Here is a 19,693-nt window from a genome sequence, read left to right as displayed (position 1 = left end):
AACAAGTCTAACTCTAGGTCTGTCGGCACTTGTGGGCGATCGCAAATAACTTCCAGGTAGCGTGGCAACTGCTACAATGTTTCCCAACAAATCGAAGAACTTAAGGCCATAACCTGTTTCTAGTCCCTCGACGAGTGCTATTGATTTACCAGTCCTCGCAGTTCCTTAATGTCGATGTGGATTCCTTGACGTTTCAGATATTGGCTCAAGTTAATCTGGATGAATAAATCTTTGAGCTCTTCAGCAATCTCTGCCGGGGGATTGCCAGATAACGCAGTTGCAATTAGACGTTCTGCCATTCGTAATTCGCCACATTCAATCGCTAAAGATGCTGCGCTGCGGTGAAGCACAGAACGAGTGGGTTCAGCATCAAGGGCGCTAGCGATTAAGGCTGCGGCCTGAGTTTCTTGTTCAAAGGCTTGGCGCGTCAATTGTGCAGCCAACTCCAACGCACCTCTTAAGCGGGCGACTGCCGCTGCTTCGGCTAAATCCATTGCTTGTTTGTGGAGCGATTGAATCTGGCTCATTGGAGTACGGTTCCTTCAGGATTTTGCTTGGCACTAATAATAGAAATCGGTCGGCTGAACTCTACTACAATGATATACGCTGGCAATCCTTCTGCGTCTGAGGCGCGGGTTTGTTCAGTTTTCAGCTTGACTCTAGTATTGATTTGACTTTGATTGCCTTTGCGAATTCCTGAAACCTCTAGCCGAGCCATTCGCTCAAATGGCAGTGTGGTAGCTGAATTTTGACTTCCTAACCAATAGTCAAATCCAGTTCCTTTGCGAGAGCGTTCAATGACTGTGAGATTTGTTAATTGCAAAATTAACAGGAATGCGATTCCATAAGCAGCCTGCTCGGTAGTATATTCTTCGTCATTCCAACATCGTCGGGTTTGCTCGGTGACTGGCTGCCAATCTAACTTGAATGTGGCAGAAAATTCTCCCTCAACTTTAAGTGTTACTCCTGGTTGGTGAGCTTCATCGGTTAGACAAATCGCACCTGCTTCTGCGATCGCCGCTCCAAAGGCAGGTGTAATTGCAGGGAGTCCCTGGCTAAGGCTTTGTAAGTTTAAGATTTGAATCTGGCTCAAAGCGACGTTGCTCTATGGAAAGTAGATATTCAATTTTACTCTCAGTTGCGACAATTTGAGTCGATAGCCACTATTTTTAGACGATCGCCTTCATCGACTTGGGGTCATCATCGCGATTGTACTATTTCCTCTACTTACGCAGCAAAACTATTAACAAGTCTAACTGTAGGTCTGTCTGCACTTGTGGGCGATCGCAAATAACTTCCAGGTAGCGTGGCAACTGCTACAGTGTTTCCCAACAGATCGAAGAACTCAACGCTATAACCTGTTTCTAGTCCCTCAACGTGATGCTGTTCTACAACCGTACCGATATCGCCGGCATAAAGTCCTTCTTCTGGAAGGTTGCACAGTAAAATGACATCAGAATAAAGTTGATAGTTCATAATTCTTCTGATTCGGTAAATTGTTGCTCGTATTGGGCTAGAATTTCTCGAACTGTTTCGGCGGCGATGTCTGATAAATCTGATTTAGAATAGATAGTCACCAACACGATCGAATCGCTAGTTTTGAGGTAATAAATAGCACGGTAGCCCGCGCTTTTGCCTTTTTGAATGTCGCTGTTCTTAATTCTGACTTTGAAAATTTCGTACTCCATTCCCGGAATACGCGAACCCGGAAGTTCCCCCGCTTGAAGTTGTTCGATTACAGGCTGAATGTCGTTGCGAATGTTGCGATAGCGTTTGGCTAAAGTTCGTAAATCTCGTTGAAATCGGGGGGTGACTTCAATTTGGATCGATTGTGGATCAGTTGTCATCGATTCCGTCCCACAGTTGAGACAAAGGGAGAGTTTGTCCGGTAATTGCTTCATGAAAGCCTTGCTGAAGCCCTTCGAGGACAGTTTCAGTGGGGTCATCATCGGGATCGATATCAGTGTTTTGACGAATTTTTTGTTGCAGTTCTTTGAAGCGTCCTTTATAGATATCTTCCCATTTATCGGACTGCAAGAATTTGATGAAAGCTAAGACTTCTTGTTGCTGGTCTGGCGATAAGACCTTTACATTTTCCAAAATGGCTTGTTCGACGGTCATAATTATCCCTTTTTTTTGATTGCTCTTCTACAATCTAGTAACAATATTATATCCAACGGGTGGGTCAACAGCAATTTAAAGTTTGATAAATTACTAGGAAACTACTGCAAAATCGGTGTATTGCCGCATTGCAGGCTCGTGAAATGCCAATACAATATCTTCCTTGGGAACTCCTGCACGCACCAAATCCGTTGCAATCCCATCTTCTGTCCAGTCTTCCTCGATCCAGAATTTACCATCGCGAATCCGAACGTAAACAGTGATACCGGTAATGCGATCGCCCTTTTGCCAGCCAAGATTTATCCAGATGTAATGACCGTTTTGCTCGTCTGCAATCAAGAATGTCTCGATGTCTTGTTGAGAAGGGCGATTATTGCACAATTCTATATACTCGGTCAAAATACGCTTGATTAGTTTGGGATATTCGATTAGTTGATCCATTGCACAATTTTCTCTACTTCTGTATTTACGAGAATTATTTTATAATAGATGACAAGCAGATAGTTTGGCATCTAACCAATGCAATCCCAATCCCCAGCTATTTCCACCAGGGACGATGACACTTCTATGTCCTAACCAATATACAAAACTATGGGGAAGATGACCAAGGGGAGCGCGGAGTTCATAGGTCATTCTACTATTAAATGAATCCCATTTAACGTATTCGCAGAATTTGTCATAATCTTTGCCCGCTTCTTGCCAGATAGACCTTTGTACTGAAAATCCGAAACGCTCATTTGAGTATTTTACCCAAAGTTGGTTAATTGTTTGGAGGTCTGTACAAGGAAAGTTTACCCAATCTGAATGCCCTAAATAGCCTAATTTTTCACAGCACGCTACCCAAAGTATAATTTGTTTAGTTTCGCAATCAGCTTCTTTAAACTTGCCCTCTGCTAAAAAATTGCGTAATTGAGTGTAATCAGCTCCGCTTTCTGAAGCTAGATTAAGAAATTGGTTGTCATAATTTAAAGATTGAAAATCACTCATGGTCAGCGCCTAAGATATTTTGAATATGAGATTATTTGACTTGATCCGTATGAATTTGCTTCGCGCCCGCTTCGAGAAACCCATGCTTGAGTTAATTATAGTTTTGTAGGGTGCGTTAGGCCGTAGCCGTAACGCACCCATACTAATACTAGCTGCCGCCAATCCGAGCGACATCGCGAGCGTTTTCTTCAAACGCAGCCGTCAGCGCATCATCACCGCTTAAACCCGATGCGATCGCCCTTTCAATAGCCTGCAACACCCGCTTATAATCCCTCGGCATCACCTTCACAAACAGCGGCACCATCGAGTCCCAATTTGCCAAAACCTTCGATGCTTTCGCACTTCCAGTCAAATCAAAATGAGTCTGAATTAACTGCCGCAAATCGCTAATTTCCTCAACATCCTCCAATTTTTCCAAATCCACCATCGACATATTGCAGCGAGTAGCAAAATCCCCCGCTTCATCCAAAATGTAAGCAACACCGCCACTCATACCCGCAGCAAAATTGCGCCCGGTTTCACCCAAAACTACAACTTTGCCGCCAGTCATGTACTCGCAACCGTGATCGCCCACACCTTCAACTACTGCATTCACGCCGGAGTTACGCACCCCAAAACGTTCGCCCGCAATCCCTCGGATGAAAACCTCGCCGGATGTCGCGCCGTAAAGCACCACGTTACCGACAATCACGTTTTCTTCCGCGACAAAGGTAGAAGCTGGCGACGGATACAAGATGATTTTGCCGCCGCTGAGCCCCTTGCCCAAATAGTCGTTAGCTTCGCCTTCGAGCTCCAGGGTGACACCCTTGGGTACAAAAGCGCCAAAGCTTTGCCCCGCGCTGCCTTGGAAGTGCAGGTGCACCGTGTCATCCGGCAAACCTTCCCAGTTGCGTTTGGTGATTTCGTTGCCGAGAATTGTGCCGACAACGCGGTTGACATTGGTAATCGGCAGTTTGGCGTGTACTTTTTCGCCATTTTCGATCGCACCTTTGCACAAATCCAGCAGTACACTCATGTCCAGCGACTTTTCTAAACCGTGATCCTGCGCCATCTGACAGTAGCGCCCCACCTCCGGCCCAACTTCCGGCTGATAAAGGATTTTCGAGAAATCCAAACCCTTAGCCTTCCAGTGTTCCACAGCTTGTTTCGCTTCCAAAACATCAGTCCGCCCCACCATTTCATTCAGCGTGCGGAAGCCCAACTGCGCCATAATTTCCCGGACTTCCTGCGCGACGAAGGTCATAAAGTTTACCGTGTGATCGGGATCGCCGGTAAAGTTTTTCCGCAGCAGCGGGTCTTGCGTTGCAACGCCCACGGGGCAAGTGTTCAGGTGACAAACGCGCATCATAATGCAGCCCAATGTCACCAGCGGCGCGGTAGCAAAACCGAATTCCTCAGCGCCAAGTAGTGCAGCAATTACTACATCGCGGCCGGTTTTCATTTGACCGTCAGTTTCCACGACAATCCGGCTGCGGAGATTGTTGAGTACCAAAGTTTGGTGAGTTTCAGCCAGTCCCAACTCCCAAGGTAATCCCGCGTGTTTGATCGAAGTCTGTGGCGAAGCGCCGGTTCCGCCGTCGTAGCCGGAAATCAACACGACATCGGCGTGGGCTTTCGCAACCCCGGCCGCGATCGTCCCGACTCCAACTTCCGACACGAGTTTGACGCTAATCCGCGCTTCCCGGTTGGAATTTTTCAAGTCGTGAATCAATTCAGCCAAATCTTCGATCGAATAAATGTCGTGGTGAGGAGGAGGCGAAATCAATCCCACACCCGGAGTCGAGTTCCGCACCTTGGCAATCCACGGGTATACTTTTTTACCCGGCAACTGTCCGCCTTCACCGGGTTTCGCGCCTTGCGCCATCTTGATTTGCAGTTCCCGCGCTTGGGAAAGGTACAAGCTGGTAACGCCGAAACGCCCGGAAGCAACTTGTTTGATCGCGCTGTTTTTCGAGTCGCCCCGATCGTTCGTCCAAGTGTAGCGTTCCGAGTCTTCCCCGCCTTCACCGGTGTTCGATTTGCCACCAATGCGGTTCATCGCGATCGCCAGAGATTCGTGGGCTTCTTTAGAAATCGAACCGTAACTCATCGCGCCAGTTTTAAAGCGTTTGAGAATAGATTCGATCGGTTCAACTTCCTCAATTGGTATCGATTCCCGCTGCTTGAATTGCAACAAACCGCGCAGGGTAAAATGCTGCTGGTTTTGTTCATTAACCAGCCCAGAATACTGTTTGAAAAGCGTATAACTGCCCTCGCGCACCGACTTTTGCAGCGCGTGAATTGTCTGCGGGCTAAACAAATGCGCCTCGCCTTCTTTCCGCCACTGATATTCGCCGCCGACATCGAGAGTATGTCCGCTGGACGGGCGATCTGGGAATGCGTGGGTATGGCGCAAAATTGCTTCTTGGGCGAGGACTTCGAGGTCTACGCCTTCAATCCGCGAGGCTGTCCAAGCAAAGTATTTATCGACTACGGATTTGTTTAAGCCGATCGCCTCAAAAATCTGCGCGCCGCGATAACTTTGAATTGTGGAAATCCCAATTTTCGAGGCAACTTTCGTCACACCTTTAGTTGCCGCTTTGACGTAGTTTTTGCAAGCTGTTTTGTACTCGACATTTAGCAGCAATCCTTCGCGGATCGAATCGGCGATCGTCTCAAAGGCCAAATACGGATTAATCGCGCCGCAACCATATCCAATAAGTGTCGCAAAGTGATGCACTTCGCGCGGTTCGCCGGATTCGAGCACGAGTCCCGCCCGCGTGCGCGTACCTTTGCGGATCAAGTGGTGGTGCAGGCCCGCAACTGCCAGCAGCGCCGGAATTGGGGCTTTGTCTGGACTGATACCCCGATCGCTCAAAATGATGATATTCACCCCTGAAGCGATCGCGCTGTCTGCTGCTGCAAAAACCTCTTCTAACGCTTGTTCTAGACCTTTTACACCGCTTTTGGGGTCAAACAAAATCGGCACGGTGAGTGACTTGAAATTGCCCTCATTTACGTGTTGGAGCTTAGCTAATTCTTCATTGCTGAGAATTGGCGTTTTCAGTTCAATTAAATGACAGCTTTCCGGTTCCGGTTTGAGCAAATTGCGTTCAGCGCCGATCGTAGTTTCGGCAGAAGTTACAATTTCTTCGCGGATCGAATCAATTGGCGGATTGGTAACTTGAGCAAACAACTGCTGGAAGTATTCATAAAGCAGTTTTGGCCGATTGGAAAGCACCGCCAGTGGCGTATCCGCACCCATCGCGCCGACAGCTTCCACGCCATCTTTCGCCATCGGCGCTAACAGCAACCGCAGTTCTTCAAAGGTGTAGCCAAAGGCCATTTGCCGCTGCAATAATGTTTCGGGATGAGATTCTGCTACGGCAGGCGCATCTTTCAGTTTGGCGATTTCGACCATGTGCTTGTCGAGCCACTCGCGGTACGGGTGTTCCGAGGCAATTTGATGTTTAATTTCTTCGTCAGAGACGATGCGGCCTTCCTCGGTATTTACCAGGAACATCCGCCCCGGTTGTAAGCGACCTTTTGATACAATTCGTTCTGGGGCGATCGGCAAAACTCCGGCTTCCGAGGCCATAATTACCAAGTCATCTTTGGTGACGCAGTAGCGGGAAGGGCGCAAACCGTTGCGATCGAGCACGGCCCCGATCGATGTACCATCGGTAAAGGCGATCGAAGCCGGGCCGTCCCAAGGTTCCATCAAGCAGGAATGGTATTCGTAGAAAGCCTTTTTCTCGTCACTCATGGACTCGTGGGCCGTCCAAGGTTCGGGAATCATCATCATTACAGCGTGCGGCAAAGAACGCCCGGCCAAATTCAGCAATTCCAAAGCATTGTCAAAAATCGTCGAGTCGCTGCCTTCGATATTGATTAAATTGGGGATTTTCTTTAAGTCATCGCCGAATAGTTCCGACTCGAACAGCGATTGCCGCGCGTGCATCCAGTTAATGTTGCCGCGCATCGTGTTAATTTCGCCGTTGTGGGCGATGTAGCGGTAAGGGTGCGATCGTTCCCAACTCGGAAAAGTATTCGTGCTGAAGCGCGAGTGAACCAGGGCTAGAGCGCTTTCCATGTCGGGGTCGTGCAGGTCGGGATAGTAATCGCCGACTTGCACCGGCATTAACATACCCTTGTAGACGATCGTCCGGCAGGAGAGTGTGGAATTATACCAGTATGGGTCTGTGTTAGTCCTGCGGATGGCATTGTGAGCCCGTTTGCGGATGACGTACAGTTTCCGCTCGAAAGCCGCCTCATCGATACCTGCGGCGCGCCGGAGGAACACTTGCTGCATGAAGGGTTCGCTAGATTTGGCGGTGTCGCCGAGGGACGAGTTGTCTGTGGGAACATCGCGCCAGCCGAGAACTTCCTGGCCTTCTTCTGCGGCGATTTCCTCAAAAATGCGTTTGCCGTTTTCGCGTTCAGTTTGATTTGGCGACGAGTAAATCGCGCCAACGCCGTACTCGCCGGCTTCGGGAAGTTCGATGTTTAGGCCCGCTGTTACTTTCTTGAGAAACTTGTGGGGTACCTGCATCAAAATCCCCGCCCCGTCTCCGGTGTTGGGTTCGCAGCCGCACGCGCCCCGGTGGTCGAGGTTCAAGAGGATTGTCAGTGCCTGCTCGACAATTTCGTGGGATTTGTTACCCTTCATGTGTACGATGAATCCGACTCCGCAAGCGTCGTGCTCGAACTGCGGATCGTACAGACCTTGCTTTTGTGGCAGTCCGTTGCTGTTCATTTTGATGCTCCTGTCAAAGTGGTGAAAAGATGTTTATCTAGGGTAGAGGATGGGATGCCGATCGCTCTAGTATCATGTATTATATGTGGATCTACTCAATTGGGTAGAGCTACCAAAAAATCCCAGCTTATTCGATCCGAGGAAAAAAATAGTTAAAGCCGATACATTAACTATGGAACCCGGAGGTTAAAGATTTCTGCTTAAAGACTCTTCAATTATATGAATTATTAAACCGCAGAGGCCGCAGAGAGCGCAGAGGAAGAGAAGAGAGATGAGTAATTCCGATACCAACTCACATCTTGCACCCTTGTTAATAAGCTTTTCAAGGGCGGGCAAGATGCCTGTTCCAGAAAACTCAATTTTTGTGGAACAGGCCGGAAAGCCTGTTCTTGAGAAATGAGTTTATAGCATTGTTAATGCGACTGTATCCTCAGCGGCTGGGTGACATCCTCCACCAGCATTTTGCCTTCTCAACAGCAATGAGTATTTCTTAAAAATTGCAACAAGTCGATCGACCTTTTGCCCTGATTGGCTCAAACTCATATGTTGCACCATTCTCAATTACTTGTTTGGGAACAGGCTTTTCGGCCTGTTCCACAAAATATAAATTTTCTTGTGGAACAGGCCGAAAAGCCTGTTGCTGACAATGGTGCGAGATATCAGCTAAAATCGATAATTGCGATCGCGCACCCACAAACTCACAGGCACAGCATGGCCTGTTTTGTCAACCTTTACTTCTACCAAAAAAGATTGTCGCTGCTTCCTTTGAGCTTCGCTAATCTCCTGATTGACTTTTTCCCTTTCATCCTCTGGCATATAATAAGTTTCTAAGCCGTATTCCATCTGCCAACCGTTATATTTGCCCTTAATTGCGATTTGATTTGCGGGCAAATTGGTGGGATTTTCTAGACTGACGCGGAGGGGTTTCCAAGCTTGGGGGCGGCCGGGATTAGTCGCGGTTTTGGGCGCTTCTAAGATTACATAAAAACTGGTTTGTGGCTTGACATTTTGCGTATTTTGTGGACAAGCAACTCCGGGCGGACAAGGTGTTTTTTCGGCAGGTAAATCTTTCCAGCCGGGGAGTTTTTGGAGATTGGTGCGATCGGAAATATCATAGCTCAAAACTTGGTAATATCCGCGCAAAAAGTCGTAAGGGTCTACTGGTGCTGTTTGCAGGATAACTGTTTTGCCAGTAATAAAAGTGTAAACGGCGGTGGCGGGTACGGCGGCAATTAGTCCGATTTGCAAGAGTAAAGGAACCCACAGTCGCCACGCGGGAAGGCGTTTTGCTTCCGGGGGAAGCTGAAACACATTTGTTGTATCTGGATTTTTAACTAATAAGTCAATGTTGTTTGTGCTCATGTTAGGTATGGGTTATATTGTTTACGGTTGTTTCGGAATGATTAAACCGCAGAGAACGCAGAGGGCGCTGAGTTAGAGAAGAGAGAGATGAATAATTTCTATTCATCGGGGATTGTTGCGAAGTGGCGCTCGAACCACAAACCAGCAGCAATTACGCCAATTCCGCATAAAACAAAGACAAAAGATTTGAGCAACAATCCTGTGTTATATTCAAAGACTCTGCTGATAATTTGCAGGGTGATTAATACCATGCCTACCCAAAAAGTCTTGCGGTTTCCTAATGCTAAACCTTCTCGAATTAAGCCGACAGCGAGCAGAAACGATAAAACATTAAACAGAAAAGTCGCTAATTGCGGAATGGGAGTAAAATTGAAGTGAATAAGCGGTATTAAGGCGCTGGCGAGAATTAAAATGCCGATCGCACTTGTAGTCAAATCCACTGCTTTTTGTTTTGGTCGGCGCAGTTCCAAACGTCCCAAGCGCAGCCACTCAAACACTGTGAAACCGCCCAAAACAACCACATTTGCCAGCAAAACCCAATCGGGCTCAGTTGAGGCAGGATTCGGCGAATTTTGCCACAACCAGTGGAAAGAAAGAACATAAAACAAAGCGGCGAGAAACAGCAGCGCTAAACTGCGGGCGGTAGGTTGAAACAGCCTGCTGTTTACCTTCGGCCAGATTGCATCGTCGTATCCCCACAGCAAAGCGGGCGGTAGGGCGCAAAAAATAGCTGTACCCCAGGTTTGATTTAATCCTTGGACGATAGAAACTTGTAGAGAGAAAATTATCGCGATCGCACTTATAGCAAAAATAGCACGCGATCGACACCAATAAGCCAGCGGCACAAACATTATACTGGCTGCGATCGGCATTTGCCGCACCAAAACTTCCAGCCAAGAAAACTCGACTTTGGAAGACCAATCTAACACGGCAATCCAATAGCCTAAACCGACTAAAAGTGCGGACAAAACGCCCAAGGAAGTCAACCGCAAACTGTAAGCCATTCCGAGCACGCCGATTCCCCAAGTGAGGTAAAGTCCGTAGGAAGAACCGCCAATGTGAAACATTTGTGCCATCAAAGCCATATTTGCTCCTAAAATCAGAGCTCCTAACAGCAACAATCCTTCACCTAGGAGTTTGTTTCGCCCTATTTTTATGGGCAAATTGAGATTGGAGTTTTGGCTTCGGGATGGGGGAATGCGCCACAGATAGAAACCCGCTGCATTGACTGCTACGAAAAGACTTAGCAGCAGTGCAACTCTCACTTCACGCGACCAAACTTGCCAGTTTGCCGCTACAAAGGTGATGACTCCTATACCGAGGAGAATGCCGCCGAGACTGATGAGAATGCTGAGGAAACGGTTGCGGGAGGCGGTTTCGAGTGTGTTGAATTGGTAGCGTTCGGAAAGTTGTTGGTAGAATAAAGTATCGATGAGTCCTTCTGCTTGCCAGAGTTTGGCTTGTTCGCGCAACTCGCGTCGAAATTTATCTGAAATCATTGTCTATATTCCAGAGGATTTGAACTGTGATAGTTTTTAATATGTCACTTGTGGGTTGATTGTCGATGGAGGCTGGGACACCTGTCTAACTTGCACAGCAGATTGGATTGAGATCCTTCGGCGGTTGAAACCGTTTCTATAGCAATCCTAAATTATTCAGATAAATTTGTAGGGGTAGTGCCCCCGTGCCTACCCCTATCTATCGGGGCAACCACGGGGGGATTGCCCCTACAATAATTACGCAAATCATTTAGGATTGCTATATATAAACAAACTCCCAGCAGCAAGGGACGAATAAATTAAGGAAGGTAATTTTATGGTACAAGCTCAATCTAAAAAATTAACTTTTGACGAGTACCTTAATTACTCAAATGATACGGATCAACGCTATGAGTTAATTGATGGGGAGTTAATCGCTTTGCCGCCAGAATCTGAACCTAATAATTTCATTGCTAACTATCTATTTTTCTATCTGGCTAGCAGCGGGCTAGTGCCACTTAGACTGATTAAAACGCATAATTGCGAGGTTCAAGTTGCCGTTTTGCGATCGGGAGATGCCGCCAACCGCTACCCCGATTTGATAATTCTGGAACCTGAACACATTCCGCTGACAGCAAACAGGCTAACTATCACTTTCGATATGCTGCCTCCTCGGTTTGTTGTGGAGGTAGTCAGTCCCGGTAGACTGGGCAGGGATCGGGATTACGAGCGCAAACGAGCTCAGTACGCAGCGCGGGGCATTGCAGAGTATTGGGTTATCGATCCAATTGAACAAGTTGTGACGGTTTTGCGGCTTGAGAATGGGCAATATGTTGAGGTTGGGGTATTTCGGGATGGGGAGGCGATCGTATCTCCGATGTTTCCACAGCTAAGTTTGACGGTTCAACAGATTTTGAGTGGAGAGGTTTAAGGGCGGATCAATAGCTAATTGGTTAGCATTCATCTAACCACCTACCGATTAGTGAAAATCTCCACCCTCAACCTGATTGAGGCCATGTTTCAATCCCTGATAGGGATTTAGGTTGATTGCAACCTGTAAGTTTCGCTAACAGTCACACCATTTTTAGATAGTGACGTGAGAATATCACCAACCTTACTTTGTTAAATAAATCTAGGCGGGGAGAGTCACATTTCCCCGCCTAGGGCTTGTAATCATTGCCACCACGTCAGAAAACACAATTTTTCCCATCTAGCCTTATAACCTTTATAGTTGACCAATTTTGCATTTGCTGATAAAAATTTCATAATGCTTGCTCAGAGCATTTTGATTTGGTGTTGTTTTTTGATCCTGTGGTAAAGTCAGTTTCCGATCTGCTAAATCTTGGTAACAAGTGCCAACGAGTTCAGGGGCAATCACAACTACCTTGGTATCTGGTCGTATTGACAGTAGATACAAATCGAAGAGAGTGTGTATGTCGGCTCTGAGTGGTAAACCGTTTGTTGGATGATTGGTTTGAGTACCTTGATATGGTATTATATGTGCCGCTTCGATAGCTGACTCTACATCACAATCAGTTATTGGACATCGACCACCGTAAGCAATTAACAACTTACGTCTAAATCCCGCCTGTCCCTGTCGTTGGACAATAGAAGCAGTTATCCGTTGTCTGGCATCTTGAAGAGTTTCAGCGTCAAAATATCCCTCAGATTCAATTTTCTGACGCTCAGCATCTAGCTCAGGTAGGGCTAGATTGCGGGTGTGGAAATAAAAATCTAGAATTGTTCGCAAATCACCACAACCTTCATCGTCTTGACCCTGCCCCAGAACTTGCGGGGGAATCGGTAGCGGATTACCTCGCAAATCTAGGTATTCCAAATTTTTCATACTACGAATTGCCTCCGGGATTTCAGTAATCTGATTATTAGGGAGGCTAAGGTCTTTCAGATTCGACAATTGCCCAATCACTTCTGGAATAGTGGTAATTTGATTGTCATCTAGAAAAAGCCTTATCAAACTCGACATTTGTCCGATTACCTCTGGGATAGAGGTAATCTCATTGTTACTCAGGTAAAGCGCTGTCAGATTCGATAATTGCCCCAAGACCTCTGGGAGGGAAGTAATCCTATTGTCAATGAGTACAAGCTGTATCAGATTCGACAATTGCCCGAGTTCCTTTGGGATGAACCCAATCTGATTGTTCATGAGGTGAAGATGTCTCAGATTCGACAATTGTCCTAGTTCCTTTGGGATGGAGGCAATCTGATTGTGATTGAGGATAAGATCTGTGAGATTCAAAAGTTGCCCGAGTTCCTTTGGAATAGAGGTTATCTGATTGAAACGAAGGTCAAGCACTGTCAAATTCGACAGTTGCCCGAGTTCCTTTGGAATGAAAGTTATCTGATTCCTACGGAGGTTAAGCTCTCTCAGATTCGACAGTTGCACGAGTTCCTTTGGAATAGAGGTAATCTGATTGTTACTGAGGGAAAGCCATTTCAGATTCGACAGTTGCCCGAACTCCTTTGGAATGGAGATTATCTGATTATTATTGAGCCAAAGCTGTGTCAGATTCGACAGTTTTACGACTTCCTCTGGGATAGAGGTTATCTGATTGTTACTAAGGAAAAGGTGTGTCAGATTCGACAGTTTCCCGAGTTCTTTTGGGAGTGAAGTAATCTCATTGAAACTAAGGTCTAGCAATGTCAGACGCTTATACTTGAAAATCTCCAGTGGTAATTTTTTCAACTCCAGCCCGGACAAATCTAGCTTACTCAATTTATTCTCGGCAGCCAGTTCAATTCGTCGCACAGCTTCCTCTCGACCCATGTCGTTTACCCCTCGGTAATATTTATTAACATCTACAAATGAGTTTATATAGTTAATTACCAGTGGAAAATCTTTCAATAAAAAAACCATCAACACGGCTTAAAATACCTCTCCAATAAACTCCTTTATCGTTCGGTATTAAACTATTCCCAACTAAAAATTTAGCATCTTCTAGATGTATAAATTCTATATTTGTCACTTCAGTTTGTTCATCTTGATTGTTCACTTGATTTACTTTATCTTGATTGTTAAGTTCACTTTCTTCATCTTGATTGTTAGATAAATTTTTAGAAACTGTATCAAACCGAGATAAAAAATGTTTAAAAGCTTCTTTGCCTTCAACAGTTCTTGAAATATTGTGATTTAAAACATCACTTAAAGCCTCAAGGTATGATTCCTTACTAATTAATAAACCAGTAACAATCGTACCTTGAACAAAAAGGGTAACACCTAGTTTTCCTGAAAATTCCTCTGTATCCTCAGCAAGTTGTACCAGCGACATTAACAATATGTCAGAGTTAGCTGATGTATTGTCATTTTCTTGAGTCGTAACTGGTGTGATGTCATTTTCTTGAGTCGTAACTGGTGTAATGTCATTTTCTTGAGTCATAAATTTTAGTTGTTTTATTAACAAAAATAAAATTTAACTTATATAAACCTTTTACGTCTATATACTTTAGACGTAATTAAGATAATGCCAACCCGCCCACCGCTCTGTCAGTGCCACCGCACCCACCACATCCAGTTTTTAAAAAAGCTGTGGGTTCTCAGGTGCGAGTGTGACGGAAAAAATCTAGACCGCTCCGACCGTAACAAGGTGCGACCGCTCCAACCGTGCCAGCCAGTGCGACCGCTCCGATCTTGCGACCGTGCCAGCGCTGCGACCATGCGACGTTGCCACCTTGCTAGCCGTGCCTGTGATGCGATTTAGGCAGTACCAGCCGTGCCAGACATCCAATCACCCCAAAACTCCCCACAACGCTCTAGATAGCTGTATTTTGCCAGCTTGCCAGTGCCAGCCGTCCGATCGTGCCAGCCGTCCGATCGTGCCAGCCGTCCGATCGCCGCGTTGCCTCGGAGTCATCCGATCGCCCTGTTGAATCTGGCAATTTGAAGGGGTAACGACAGCCGAAAAAAATTACTCCCTCAAAAAAACACCTACCCCTAGGCGCAAATTTTATCCATCAACCCGATTTAAATTCCAGTCGTAAGGCAAAAAAACGATCGCCCATCCATCGCCCACAGCCGCCTCCGGCCCCAAATAACCGCCCACATACTCAGCCACCGAACCCGCCGCTTTTACAAAATCCTCGCCGTACCACTTAAAAATCTTGCTCAAATAAAGCGTCTTTTTCTGGGCATCATATCGCACCTTATCAGGATTGTGAATAAAACGGCTGGCATCCGCTTCTAGTTGAGTCCGTACCGACTCCGGGAAATAAGCCCCCCGGCGCAGCAGCGGGCATCCGACAGAAGCGCAAACTAATGCAAAATGGATGCGCGGTTCCGCAAATTCCGGCCGCAATATTGCGTGTTCGATTTGATTGAGACTGTACTTTTTGCCGCCAATAATCGAATTTGAACGAGTGAAAAAATCCAAAAAACTCAGCCAGTTGGGAATTCCCAAAACTTTGGGACGGATGGACGCGATCGGATATACTTCCAGAACTTGAGAAATTGCGATCGCATTGTACGAATTCAGCCACAACGCCAGCCGCGCATCCGCATCAGTACCATCGGCCAAATCCACATCAGCCAAACTTTCCAGCCACCCCCTCAAAACATCCGCCCCCTCAGCTTTCCAGCCTCGATAATTGACGCGGCCGAAATCGTCAACGTAGCGTTGCAGCAACTCGTCCCAAATCGTAAAGTCGATCGTACCGATCATTTATTACTATCCATAATATAAGGCGGGCATTGCTTTAGCTTCTGCTTCTATTTAATACTACCGTCAACCGAAATAACACCTACAACGGTAGTATTTTTTAAATTAACCCCGTTAAACGGACTCTGGATTAAATTAACTTGAGTCAAATTAGCGCCTTGTAAATTAGCTTGCCACAAACAAGCCCCGCTCAAATTTGCCCCCGATAAATTAGCTTCTCTAAAATTTGCTTCTCTCAAATCTGCCCCTTGCAAATGGGCATTTGCTAAACTCGCCTGCCGCAGGGAATGCCGATCAAATCGCCGCCCGGACACTGGTTACTTTACCACAACTAATTGACTTGCTGCGGCTTAGGTGCAATCACCTGTGTAGCCAACCCGAAAATCATTCCCCATGAAACTGCTCCCAAAGTTACAGATTTCCTGCTCTTTACATTCTACAATCTTAAAAGATTCTTAATTTCAATTTCAACGGGGATCGGTTTCTTCCGGCCCAACACCCCTTTCACTTTGATCTGCAATTTTTTTAATTCCCCTTACCTTCCTAACAAATCATGACGGAACGAACCGACTTTTTCGATAAACTGTTAGCGGCTGTTGAAAAAAATCAAAGTTTGCTGTATTTAGCCCTCGATCCAGACCCGGAAACCTTGGCCCCGCTGGTTTCGATGACTGGGGAGGAAACTCAAAGTTTTGTAACTGATTTGTTGGCAAAGCTAAAAAGTGCGATCGACCAAACAGCCGATTTAATTTGTGCTTGCAAAATCACCCTCGGTTTTTACCAATCTCTCGGTATTCCCGGTTGGGCATTGCTGCAAGAAATTTTAACAATTATTCCCCCTCACCTGCCAGTAATTTTAGATGCCAAACACTGCGATTTAAATACCAGCACAGTCTTTGCCAAAATTGTATTTCAAGACTGGCGAGTTGACGCTATTACCTTAAGTCCCTATGCCGGATTCGACCAAGTAGCGCCTTTTTTGTTATACGCCGGAAAAACAGTTTTTGTACTCTGTGCCACCGCCAACCCCTCAGCCGAGGCTGTGCAAGAATACCCGACGCCAGAAAACCCTTTGTACTTGCAATTAGTCCGACTCTCTCAAACTTGGGGAACTCCCGAAAAAGTGGGTTTAGAAGTAGGAGTAATGCCGGATATGTTGGCGCGCATCCGCCAAGCTGCTCCTGAACGCCTAATTTTAGTCGAAGGAGACATCGCCGAAGAAAATGACCTCACAGAAGAAAACGACCTCGCACAACTGCTGGCGGCAGGTTTAAGCAAGAATGGTGAAGGTTTATTGCTGCCAGTCCCCCCGATTTTATTAGCGGGGAAAGAGCCGCGCCAAGAAATTGAGAAATTGCGGGATAATATTAATCAACAGAGGCTGCGCGCGATCGAAGGTAGCCCCACTTGCGAATTGTGGCTGCCGGATGTTTGCTTTTTGCAACCGGAACCTCACCGCGATTTAATCTTGCAACTTTATGACATCGGCTGCGTAGTTTTTGGCGACCACGTACAAGCATCGGGCGCCATATTTCCATATTACATCGACTTGCGGAAAATAATCTCAATTCCGCAGATTTTCCACCAAATTGTCAGCGCTTATGCAGACATTCTCAAGGATTTAAAATTCGATCGCATTGCGGGAATTCCCTACGGTTCTTTACCCACAGCAACCGGTTTAGCATTGCGGATGGAACGCCCGATGATTTTCCCGCGCAAGGAGGTGAAAACATACGGGGCGGGCAAATTAATTGAGGGGCATTTTCATGCAGGAGAAACGATTGTCGTAGTGGATGACATTTTGATTAGTGGCAAAAGCGTGATGGAAGGCGCGGCTAAGTTAAAATCGGCTGGCTTGAATGTGGAAGATATCGTGGTATTAATCGACCACGAACAGGGAGTTAAAGATAAGATGCAGGCCAACGGTTATCGCGCACATTCTGTGTTAGCGCTTTCGGAAATTGCTCAAACTTTGTATCAAGCAAATCGCATCGATACCGAGCAATTTCAGCTTTTGACAGCGGAACATTAAATCATAAAATTTCTAGTTACCAGGCTCTGCCTGGTAATTAATATCCGGAGGCTCTGCCTCCAAAATTCTCTCTCGTTTGCCTTGTTTTAATGGAGGCAGAGCCTCCTGAAATGCGTTACCAGGCAGAGCCTGGGAACGATTAACAAGCGAGATTAAGCTTGCAAAACTTCAATTAAAGCATTGCCCATTGCCCGACAGCCGACGAGTTTCATGCCTTCCGACATGATATCACCAGTGCGATAACCCCGATCCAAAACTTCGACAACTGCTTGCTCGATTTTATTAGCAGCTTCCGGCTGATTTAAGGCGTAGCGCAGCATCATTGCCGCACTCAAAACTTGGGCGATGGGATTTGCTTTATCTTGTCCGGCGATATCTGGTGCGGAACCGTGCACGGGTTCAAAAACTCCCGGCCCGCTTGCTCCCAAACTAGCAGAAGGCAGCATCCCAATACTACCAGTTAGCATCGCCGCCGCATCGGAAAGAATGTCGCCGAATAAATTGCCGGTGACAATTGTATCGAACTGTTTGGGCCAGCGAATTAACTGCATGGCTGCGTTGTCAACGTAGAGGTGAGAAAGTTCGACATCAGGGTATTCTGAAGAAAGGGCAATAATACGATCGCGCCACAGTTGCGAAACATCCAAAACATTCGCTTTATCAACGGAACACAGCCTTTTCCCACGCTTCCTGGCCGTCTCAAAAGCGACTCGCCCGATTCTGTCAATTTCCGACTCGGTGTAAGCCATCGTATTAACACCGCGTTTTTCGCCTGTTTCCGTCTCAAAAATGCCTTTCGGTTTGCCAAAATAAATGCCGCCTGTGAGTTCGCGGATGACCATAATATCCACGCCTTCAACAACTTCCCGTTTCAAACTAGAAGCATCAACCAATTGCGGTAAAATAGTCGCCGGACGCAAATTTGCAAACAATCCCAATCCAGCGCGCAGTCCTAATAATCCCGTTTCCGGGCGCTGTTCGCGGGGCAAATTATCCCACTTGTAACCGCCAATTGCTGCTAACAATACTGCATCGCAGTTGCGGCATTTTTCCAGTGTTTCTTCTGGCAGCGGATTGCCTGTTGCGTCAATAGCAGCCCCGCCCATTAAAGCTTCTTGAAATTCAAAGCCGATGTCCAATTGTTGGCCGACAAGTTTCAGGACATCTACCGCCACAGCGATAATTTCAGGGCCGATGCCGTCTCCTGGTAAAAGAGTGATGCGGTAGTTTTGAGTCATATCGATTTAGGAGTTTTGATTTGAGATTTGAGATTGAGAGTTAATGGGAATTCTTTGGAAATGCCAGACATTCTCACAAGGCTATAATCATATCAGGATAAGCAACCTCAGAATTCATTATGACATTCCCGACTTACCCGCCTGCTCAAGCTGAACCGCCTTTAGACCCCCGGCAGAGTTTGCCAACAATGTATGATTTACCTAGCGAAGACCCAAAGGAGCCCGGTTTGCCAGATACATTTCATTTAGATCAGCCGCAACTCTTGGAATTCACGTTTTTGCCGCCGGGATGGGATGCGGAACAAGTCTTTACAGCGAGTGACCTAAATTTGTATTACGATGCAACACAACCGCGCTGGCATAAACGCCCGGATTGGTTTGCTGCGGTGGGTGTGCCAAGGCTTTATCAAGGGCGCGATATGCGTTTGAGTTATGTAGTTTGGCAAGAACGGGTAAATCCGTTTGTGGTGGTGGAATTGCTATCGCCGGGAACTGAAGATGAAGATTTAGGGCGGACTGTTCAGCAAGCTGGGGAACCGCTGACTAAGTGGCAAGTTTATGAACAAATTTTGCGGATTCCTTACTATTTTGTGTTCAGTCGCTACACGGATGAATTGCGAGCTTTTCATCTTGTAGGAGGCCACTATGAACCTGCAGAATTAATTGATGGGCGGTTATTTATTCCTGAATTGCAGTTGAGTTTAGGTTGGTGGCAAGGCAGTTATAAGAGTATGAATCGGTTGTGGTTGCGGTGGTTTACTGCCCAAGGAGGGTTGATTTTGAGTCCGAGTGAAAGAGCAACGGCGGCGGAACGGCAACTGATAGAATCTCAACAGCAACTCATAGCATCTCAACAGCAACTGACAGAATCTCAACAGCGAGAGGAAAGACTAGCGGCGCGGTTGCGGGAACTAGGCATCGATCCTGAACAATTGGTTTAATAGTTCTCGCACCCAGGCGTAATTCTTGCTTGAGTGTTCCAAAAGCCCGTGAAGCGCAGCTATCCCGTAGGGAATCGCCCATAACCCCTTTTCAACTCCTCGAATCCGCGCAACACGAGTGAAATAAGA

General features: G+C 46.6%; 20 protein-coding genes. 3 read left to right on the top strand and 17 right to left on the bottom strand.

Translation table 11 applies throughout. The features are described from left to right. Positions 1–137: 137 nt before the first annotated feature. From QUB06_RS04800 to QUB06_RS04750, 11 genes are all read right to left on the bottom strand, one after another. Complete coding sequence (locus tag QUB06_RS04800; protein WP_333154503.1) at positions 138–527, bottom strand: hypothetical protein; 390 nt, start codon at positions 525–527, stop codon at positions 138–140. After that, the gene (locus QUB06_RS04795) at positions 524–1,093 is read right to left on the bottom strand and encodes a hypothetical protein (RefSeq protein WP_333434329.1); all 570 of its coding nucleotides are present in this window, start codon (positions 1,091–1,093) and stop codon (positions 524–526) included. Before QUB06_RS04795 ends, QUB06_RS04800 begins: the two co-directional genes overlap by 4 nt. 134 nt (positions 1,094–1,227) lie before the next feature. Continuing rightward, positions 1,228–1,476, bottom strand: coding sequence for a DUF4926 domain-containing protein (locus QUB06_RS04790; protein WP_333242969.1), 249 nt, complete (start codon positions 1,474–1,476; stop codon positions 1,228–1,230). Then, positions 1,473–1,847 (bottom strand): type II toxin-antitoxin system RelE/ParE family toxin, encoded by a 375-nt coding sequence (locus QUB06_RS04785; RefSeq protein ID WP_333434328.1) that lies wholly within the window; start codon positions 1,845–1,847, stop codon positions 1,473–1,475. The genes QUB06_RS04790 and QUB06_RS04785 overlap by 4 nt, the downstream gene beginning before the upstream one ends. Continuing rightward, a complete protein-coding gene (locus QUB06_RS04780; protein WP_333290177.1) occupies positions 1,837–2,121 on the bottom strand; it encodes a hypothetical protein in 285 nt (94 codons plus the stop codon). The genes QUB06_RS04785 and QUB06_RS04780 overlap by 11 nt, the downstream gene beginning before the upstream one ends. A 93-nt stretch (positions 2,122–2,214) precedes the next feature. Further along, positions 2,215–2,562, bottom strand: coding sequence for a XisI protein (locus QUB06_RS04775; protein ID WP_333434327.1), 348 nt, complete (start codon positions 2,560–2,562; stop codon positions 2,215–2,217). Positions 2,563–2,601: 39 nt separating this feature from the next. Further along, the gene (locus QUB06_RS04770) at positions 2,602–3,108 is read right to left on the bottom strand and encodes a GUN4 domain-containing protein (RefSeq protein ID WP_333434326.1); all 507 of its coding nucleotides are present in this window, start codon (positions 3,106–3,108) and stop codon (positions 2,602–2,604) included. Positions 3,109–3,256: 148 nt separating this feature from the next. Continuing rightward, on the bottom strand, positions 3,257–7,843 hold the full coding sequence (gltB, locus tag QUB06_RS04765; RefSeq protein ID WP_333434325.1) for a glutamate synthase large subunit: 4,587 nt from the start codon (positions 7,841–7,843) through the stop codon (positions 3,257–3,259). A gap of 402 nt (positions 7,844–8,245) precedes the next feature. Next, a complete protein-coding gene (locus QUB06_RS04760; RefSeq protein WP_333434324.1) occupies positions 8,246–8,398 on the bottom strand; it encodes a hypothetical protein in 153 nt (50 codons plus the stop codon). A gap of 108 nt (positions 8,399–8,506) precedes the next feature. Beyond that, positions 8,507–9,205: a GDYXXLXY domain-containing protein gene (locus QUB06_RS04755; protein ID WP_333434323.1), complete on the bottom strand. Its 699-nt coding sequence runs from the start codon at positions 9,203–9,205 to the stop codon at positions 8,507–8,509. 98 nt (positions 9,206–9,303) lie between these two features. After that, on the bottom strand, positions 9,304–10,704 hold the full coding sequence (locus QUB06_RS04750) for a DUF2157 domain-containing protein (RefSeq protein WP_333434322.1): 1,401 nt from the start codon (positions 10,702–10,704) through the stop codon (positions 9,304–9,306). A gap of 316 nt (positions 10,705–11,020) precedes the next feature. On the opposite strand from QUB06_RS04750, the gene QUB06_RS04745 reads away from it, so the two are divergent. Beyond that, complete coding sequence (locus QUB06_RS04745) at positions 11,021–11,614, top strand: Uma2 family endonuclease (RefSeq protein ID WP_333434321.1); 594 nt, start codon at positions 11,021–11,023, stop codon at positions 11,612–11,614. Between the two features lie 294 nt (positions 11,615–11,908). On the opposite strand, the gene QUB06_RS04740 is transcribed toward QUB06_RS04745, so the two are convergent. The 5 genes from QUB06_RS04740 to QUB06_RS04720 all read right to left on the bottom strand — a co-directional run bounded on the left by QUB06_RS04740 (position 11,909) and on the right by QUB06_RS04720 (position 15,667). Beyond that, positions 11,909–13,558, bottom strand: coding sequence for a leucine-rich repeat domain-containing protein (locus QUB06_RS04740; protein WP_333434396.1), 1,650 nt, complete (start codon positions 13,556–13,558; stop codon positions 11,909–11,911). Then, the gene (locus QUB06_RS04735) at positions 13,521–14,078 is read right to left on the bottom strand and encodes a hypothetical protein (RefSeq protein ID WP_333434320.1); all 558 of its coding nucleotides are present in this window, start codon (positions 14,076–14,078) and stop codon (positions 13,521–13,523) included. Before QUB06_RS04735 ends, QUB06_RS04740 begins: the two co-directional genes overlap by 38 nt. Positions 14,079–14,451: 373 nt before the next feature. Next, positions 14,452–14,577, bottom strand: a complete 126-nt coding sequence (locus QUB06_RS04730; RefSeq protein WP_333434319.1) for a hypothetical protein — start codon at positions 14,575–14,577, stop codon at positions 14,452–14,454. 68 nt (positions 14,578–14,645) lie between these two features. Then, positions 14,646–15,356 carry a DUF547 domain-containing protein gene (locus tag QUB06_RS04725; RefSeq protein ID WP_333434318.1) on the bottom strand — a complete coding sequence of 237 codons (711 nt, stop codon included), beginning with the start codon at positions 15,354–15,356 and terminating at the stop codon, positions 14,646–14,648. Positions 15,357–15,403: 47 nt separating this feature from the next. Beyond that, a complete protein-coding gene (locus tag QUB06_RS04720; RefSeq protein WP_333434317.1) occupies positions 15,404–15,667 on the bottom strand; it encodes a pentapeptide repeat-containing protein in 264 nt (87 codons plus the stop codon). A 239-nt stretch (positions 15,668–15,906) separates the two neighbouring features. On the opposite strand from QUB06_RS04720, the gene QUB06_RS04715 reads away from it, so the two are divergent. Then, positions 15,907–17,385 carry a bifunctional orotidine-5'-phosphate decarboxylase/orotate phosphoribosyltransferase gene (locus tag QUB06_RS04715; protein ID WP_333434316.1) on the top strand — a complete coding sequence of 493 codons (1,479 nt, stop codon included), beginning with the start codon at positions 15,907–15,909 and terminating at the stop codon, positions 17,383–17,385. 152 nt (positions 17,386–17,537) lie between these two features. On the opposite strand, the gene leuB is transcribed toward QUB06_RS04715, so the two are convergent. Next, on the bottom strand, positions 17,538–18,623 hold the full coding sequence (gene leuB, locus QUB06_RS04710; protein ID WP_333061055.1) for a 3-isopropylmalate dehydrogenase: 1,086 nt from the start codon (positions 18,621–18,623) through the stop codon (positions 17,538–17,540). A gap of 119 nt (positions 18,624–18,742) precedes the next feature. On the opposite strand from leuB, the gene QUB06_RS04705 reads away from it, so the two are divergent. Further along, a complete protein-coding gene (locus QUB06_RS04705; protein ID WP_333434315.1) occupies positions 18,743–19,564 on the top strand; it encodes a Uma2 family endonuclease in 822 nt (273 codons plus the stop codon). Positions 19,565–19,693 lie beyond the last annotated feature (129 nt).

Source organism: Microcoleus sp. D2_18a_D3 (assembly GCF_036702455.1).
In the GTDB taxonomy this organism is placed as follows: domain Bacteria; phylum Cyanobacteriota; class Cyanobacteriia; order Cyanobacteriales; family Microcoleaceae; genus Microcoleus.
This window is presented reverse-complemented; position numbering and strand designations above follow the sequence as displayed.

Excerpts from the sequence above, each read along its gene's own strand:
- QUB06_RS04800 (WP_333154503.1), bottom strand. The coding sequence starts at position 527 with ATGAGCCAGATTCAATCGCTCCACAAACAAGCAATGGATTTAGCCGAA.
- QUB06_RS04790 (WP_333242969.1), bottom strand. The coding sequence starts at position 1,476 with ATGAACTATCAACTTTATTCTGATGTCATTTTACTGTGCAACCTTCCA.
- QUB06_RS04785 (WP_333434328.1), bottom strand. The coding sequence starts at position 1,847 with ATGACAACTGATCCACAATCGATCCAAATTGAAGTCACCCCCCGATTT.
- QUB06_RS04780 (WP_333290177.1), bottom strand. The coding sequence starts at position 2,121 with ATGACCGTCGAACAAGCCATTTTGGAAAATGTAAAGGTCTTATCGCCA.
- QUB06_RS04775 (WP_333434327.1), bottom strand. The coding sequence starts at position 2,562 with ATGGATCAACTAATCGAATATCCCAAACTAATCAAGCGTATTTTGACC.
- QUB06_RS04770 (WP_333434326.1), bottom strand. The coding sequence starts at position 3,108 with ATGAGTGATTTTCAATCTTTAAATTATGACAACCAATTTCTTAATCTA.
- gltB (WP_333434325.1), bottom strand. The coding sequence starts at position 7,843 with ATGAACAGCAACGGACTGCCACAAAAGCAAGGTCTGTACGATCCGCAG.
- QUB06_RS04760 (WP_333434324.1), bottom strand. The coding sequence starts at position 8,398 with ATGGTGCAACATATGAGTTTGAGCCAATCAGGGCAAAAGGTCGATCGA.
- QUB06_RS04755 (WP_333434323.1), bottom strand. The coding sequence starts at position 9,205 with ATGAGCACAAACAACATTGACTTATTAGTTAAAAATCCAGATACAACA.
- QUB06_RS04750 (WP_333434322.1), bottom strand. The coding sequence starts at position 10,704 with ATGATTTCAGATAAATTTCGACGCGAGTTGCGCGAACAAGCCAAACTC.
- QUB06_RS04745 (WP_333434321.1), top strand. The coding sequence starts at position 11,021 with ATGGTACAAGCTCAATCTAAAAAATTAACTTTTGACGAGTACCTTAAT.
- QUB06_RS04740 (WP_333434396.1), bottom strand. The coding sequence starts at position 13,558 with ATGGTTTTTTTATTGAAAGATTTTCCACTGGTAATTAACTATATAAAC.
- QUB06_RS04735 (WP_333434320.1), bottom strand. The coding sequence starts at position 14,078 with ATGACTCAAGAAAATGACATTACACCAGTTACGACTCAAGAAAATGAC.
- QUB06_RS04725 (WP_333434318.1), bottom strand. The coding sequence starts at position 15,356 with ATGATCGGTACGATCGACTTTACGATTTGGGACGAGTTGCTGCAACGC.
- QUB06_RS04715 (WP_333434316.1), top strand. The coding sequence starts at position 15,907 with ATGACGGAACGAACCGACTTTTTCGATAAACTGTTAGCGGCTGTTGAA.
- leuB (WP_333061055.1), bottom strand. The coding sequence starts at position 18,623 with ATGACTCAAAACTACCGCATCACTCTTTTACCAGGAGACGGCATCGGC.
- QUB06_RS04705 (WP_333434315.1), top strand. The coding sequence starts at position 18,743 with ATGACATTCCCGACTTACCCGCCTGCTCAAGCTGAACCGCCTTTAGAC.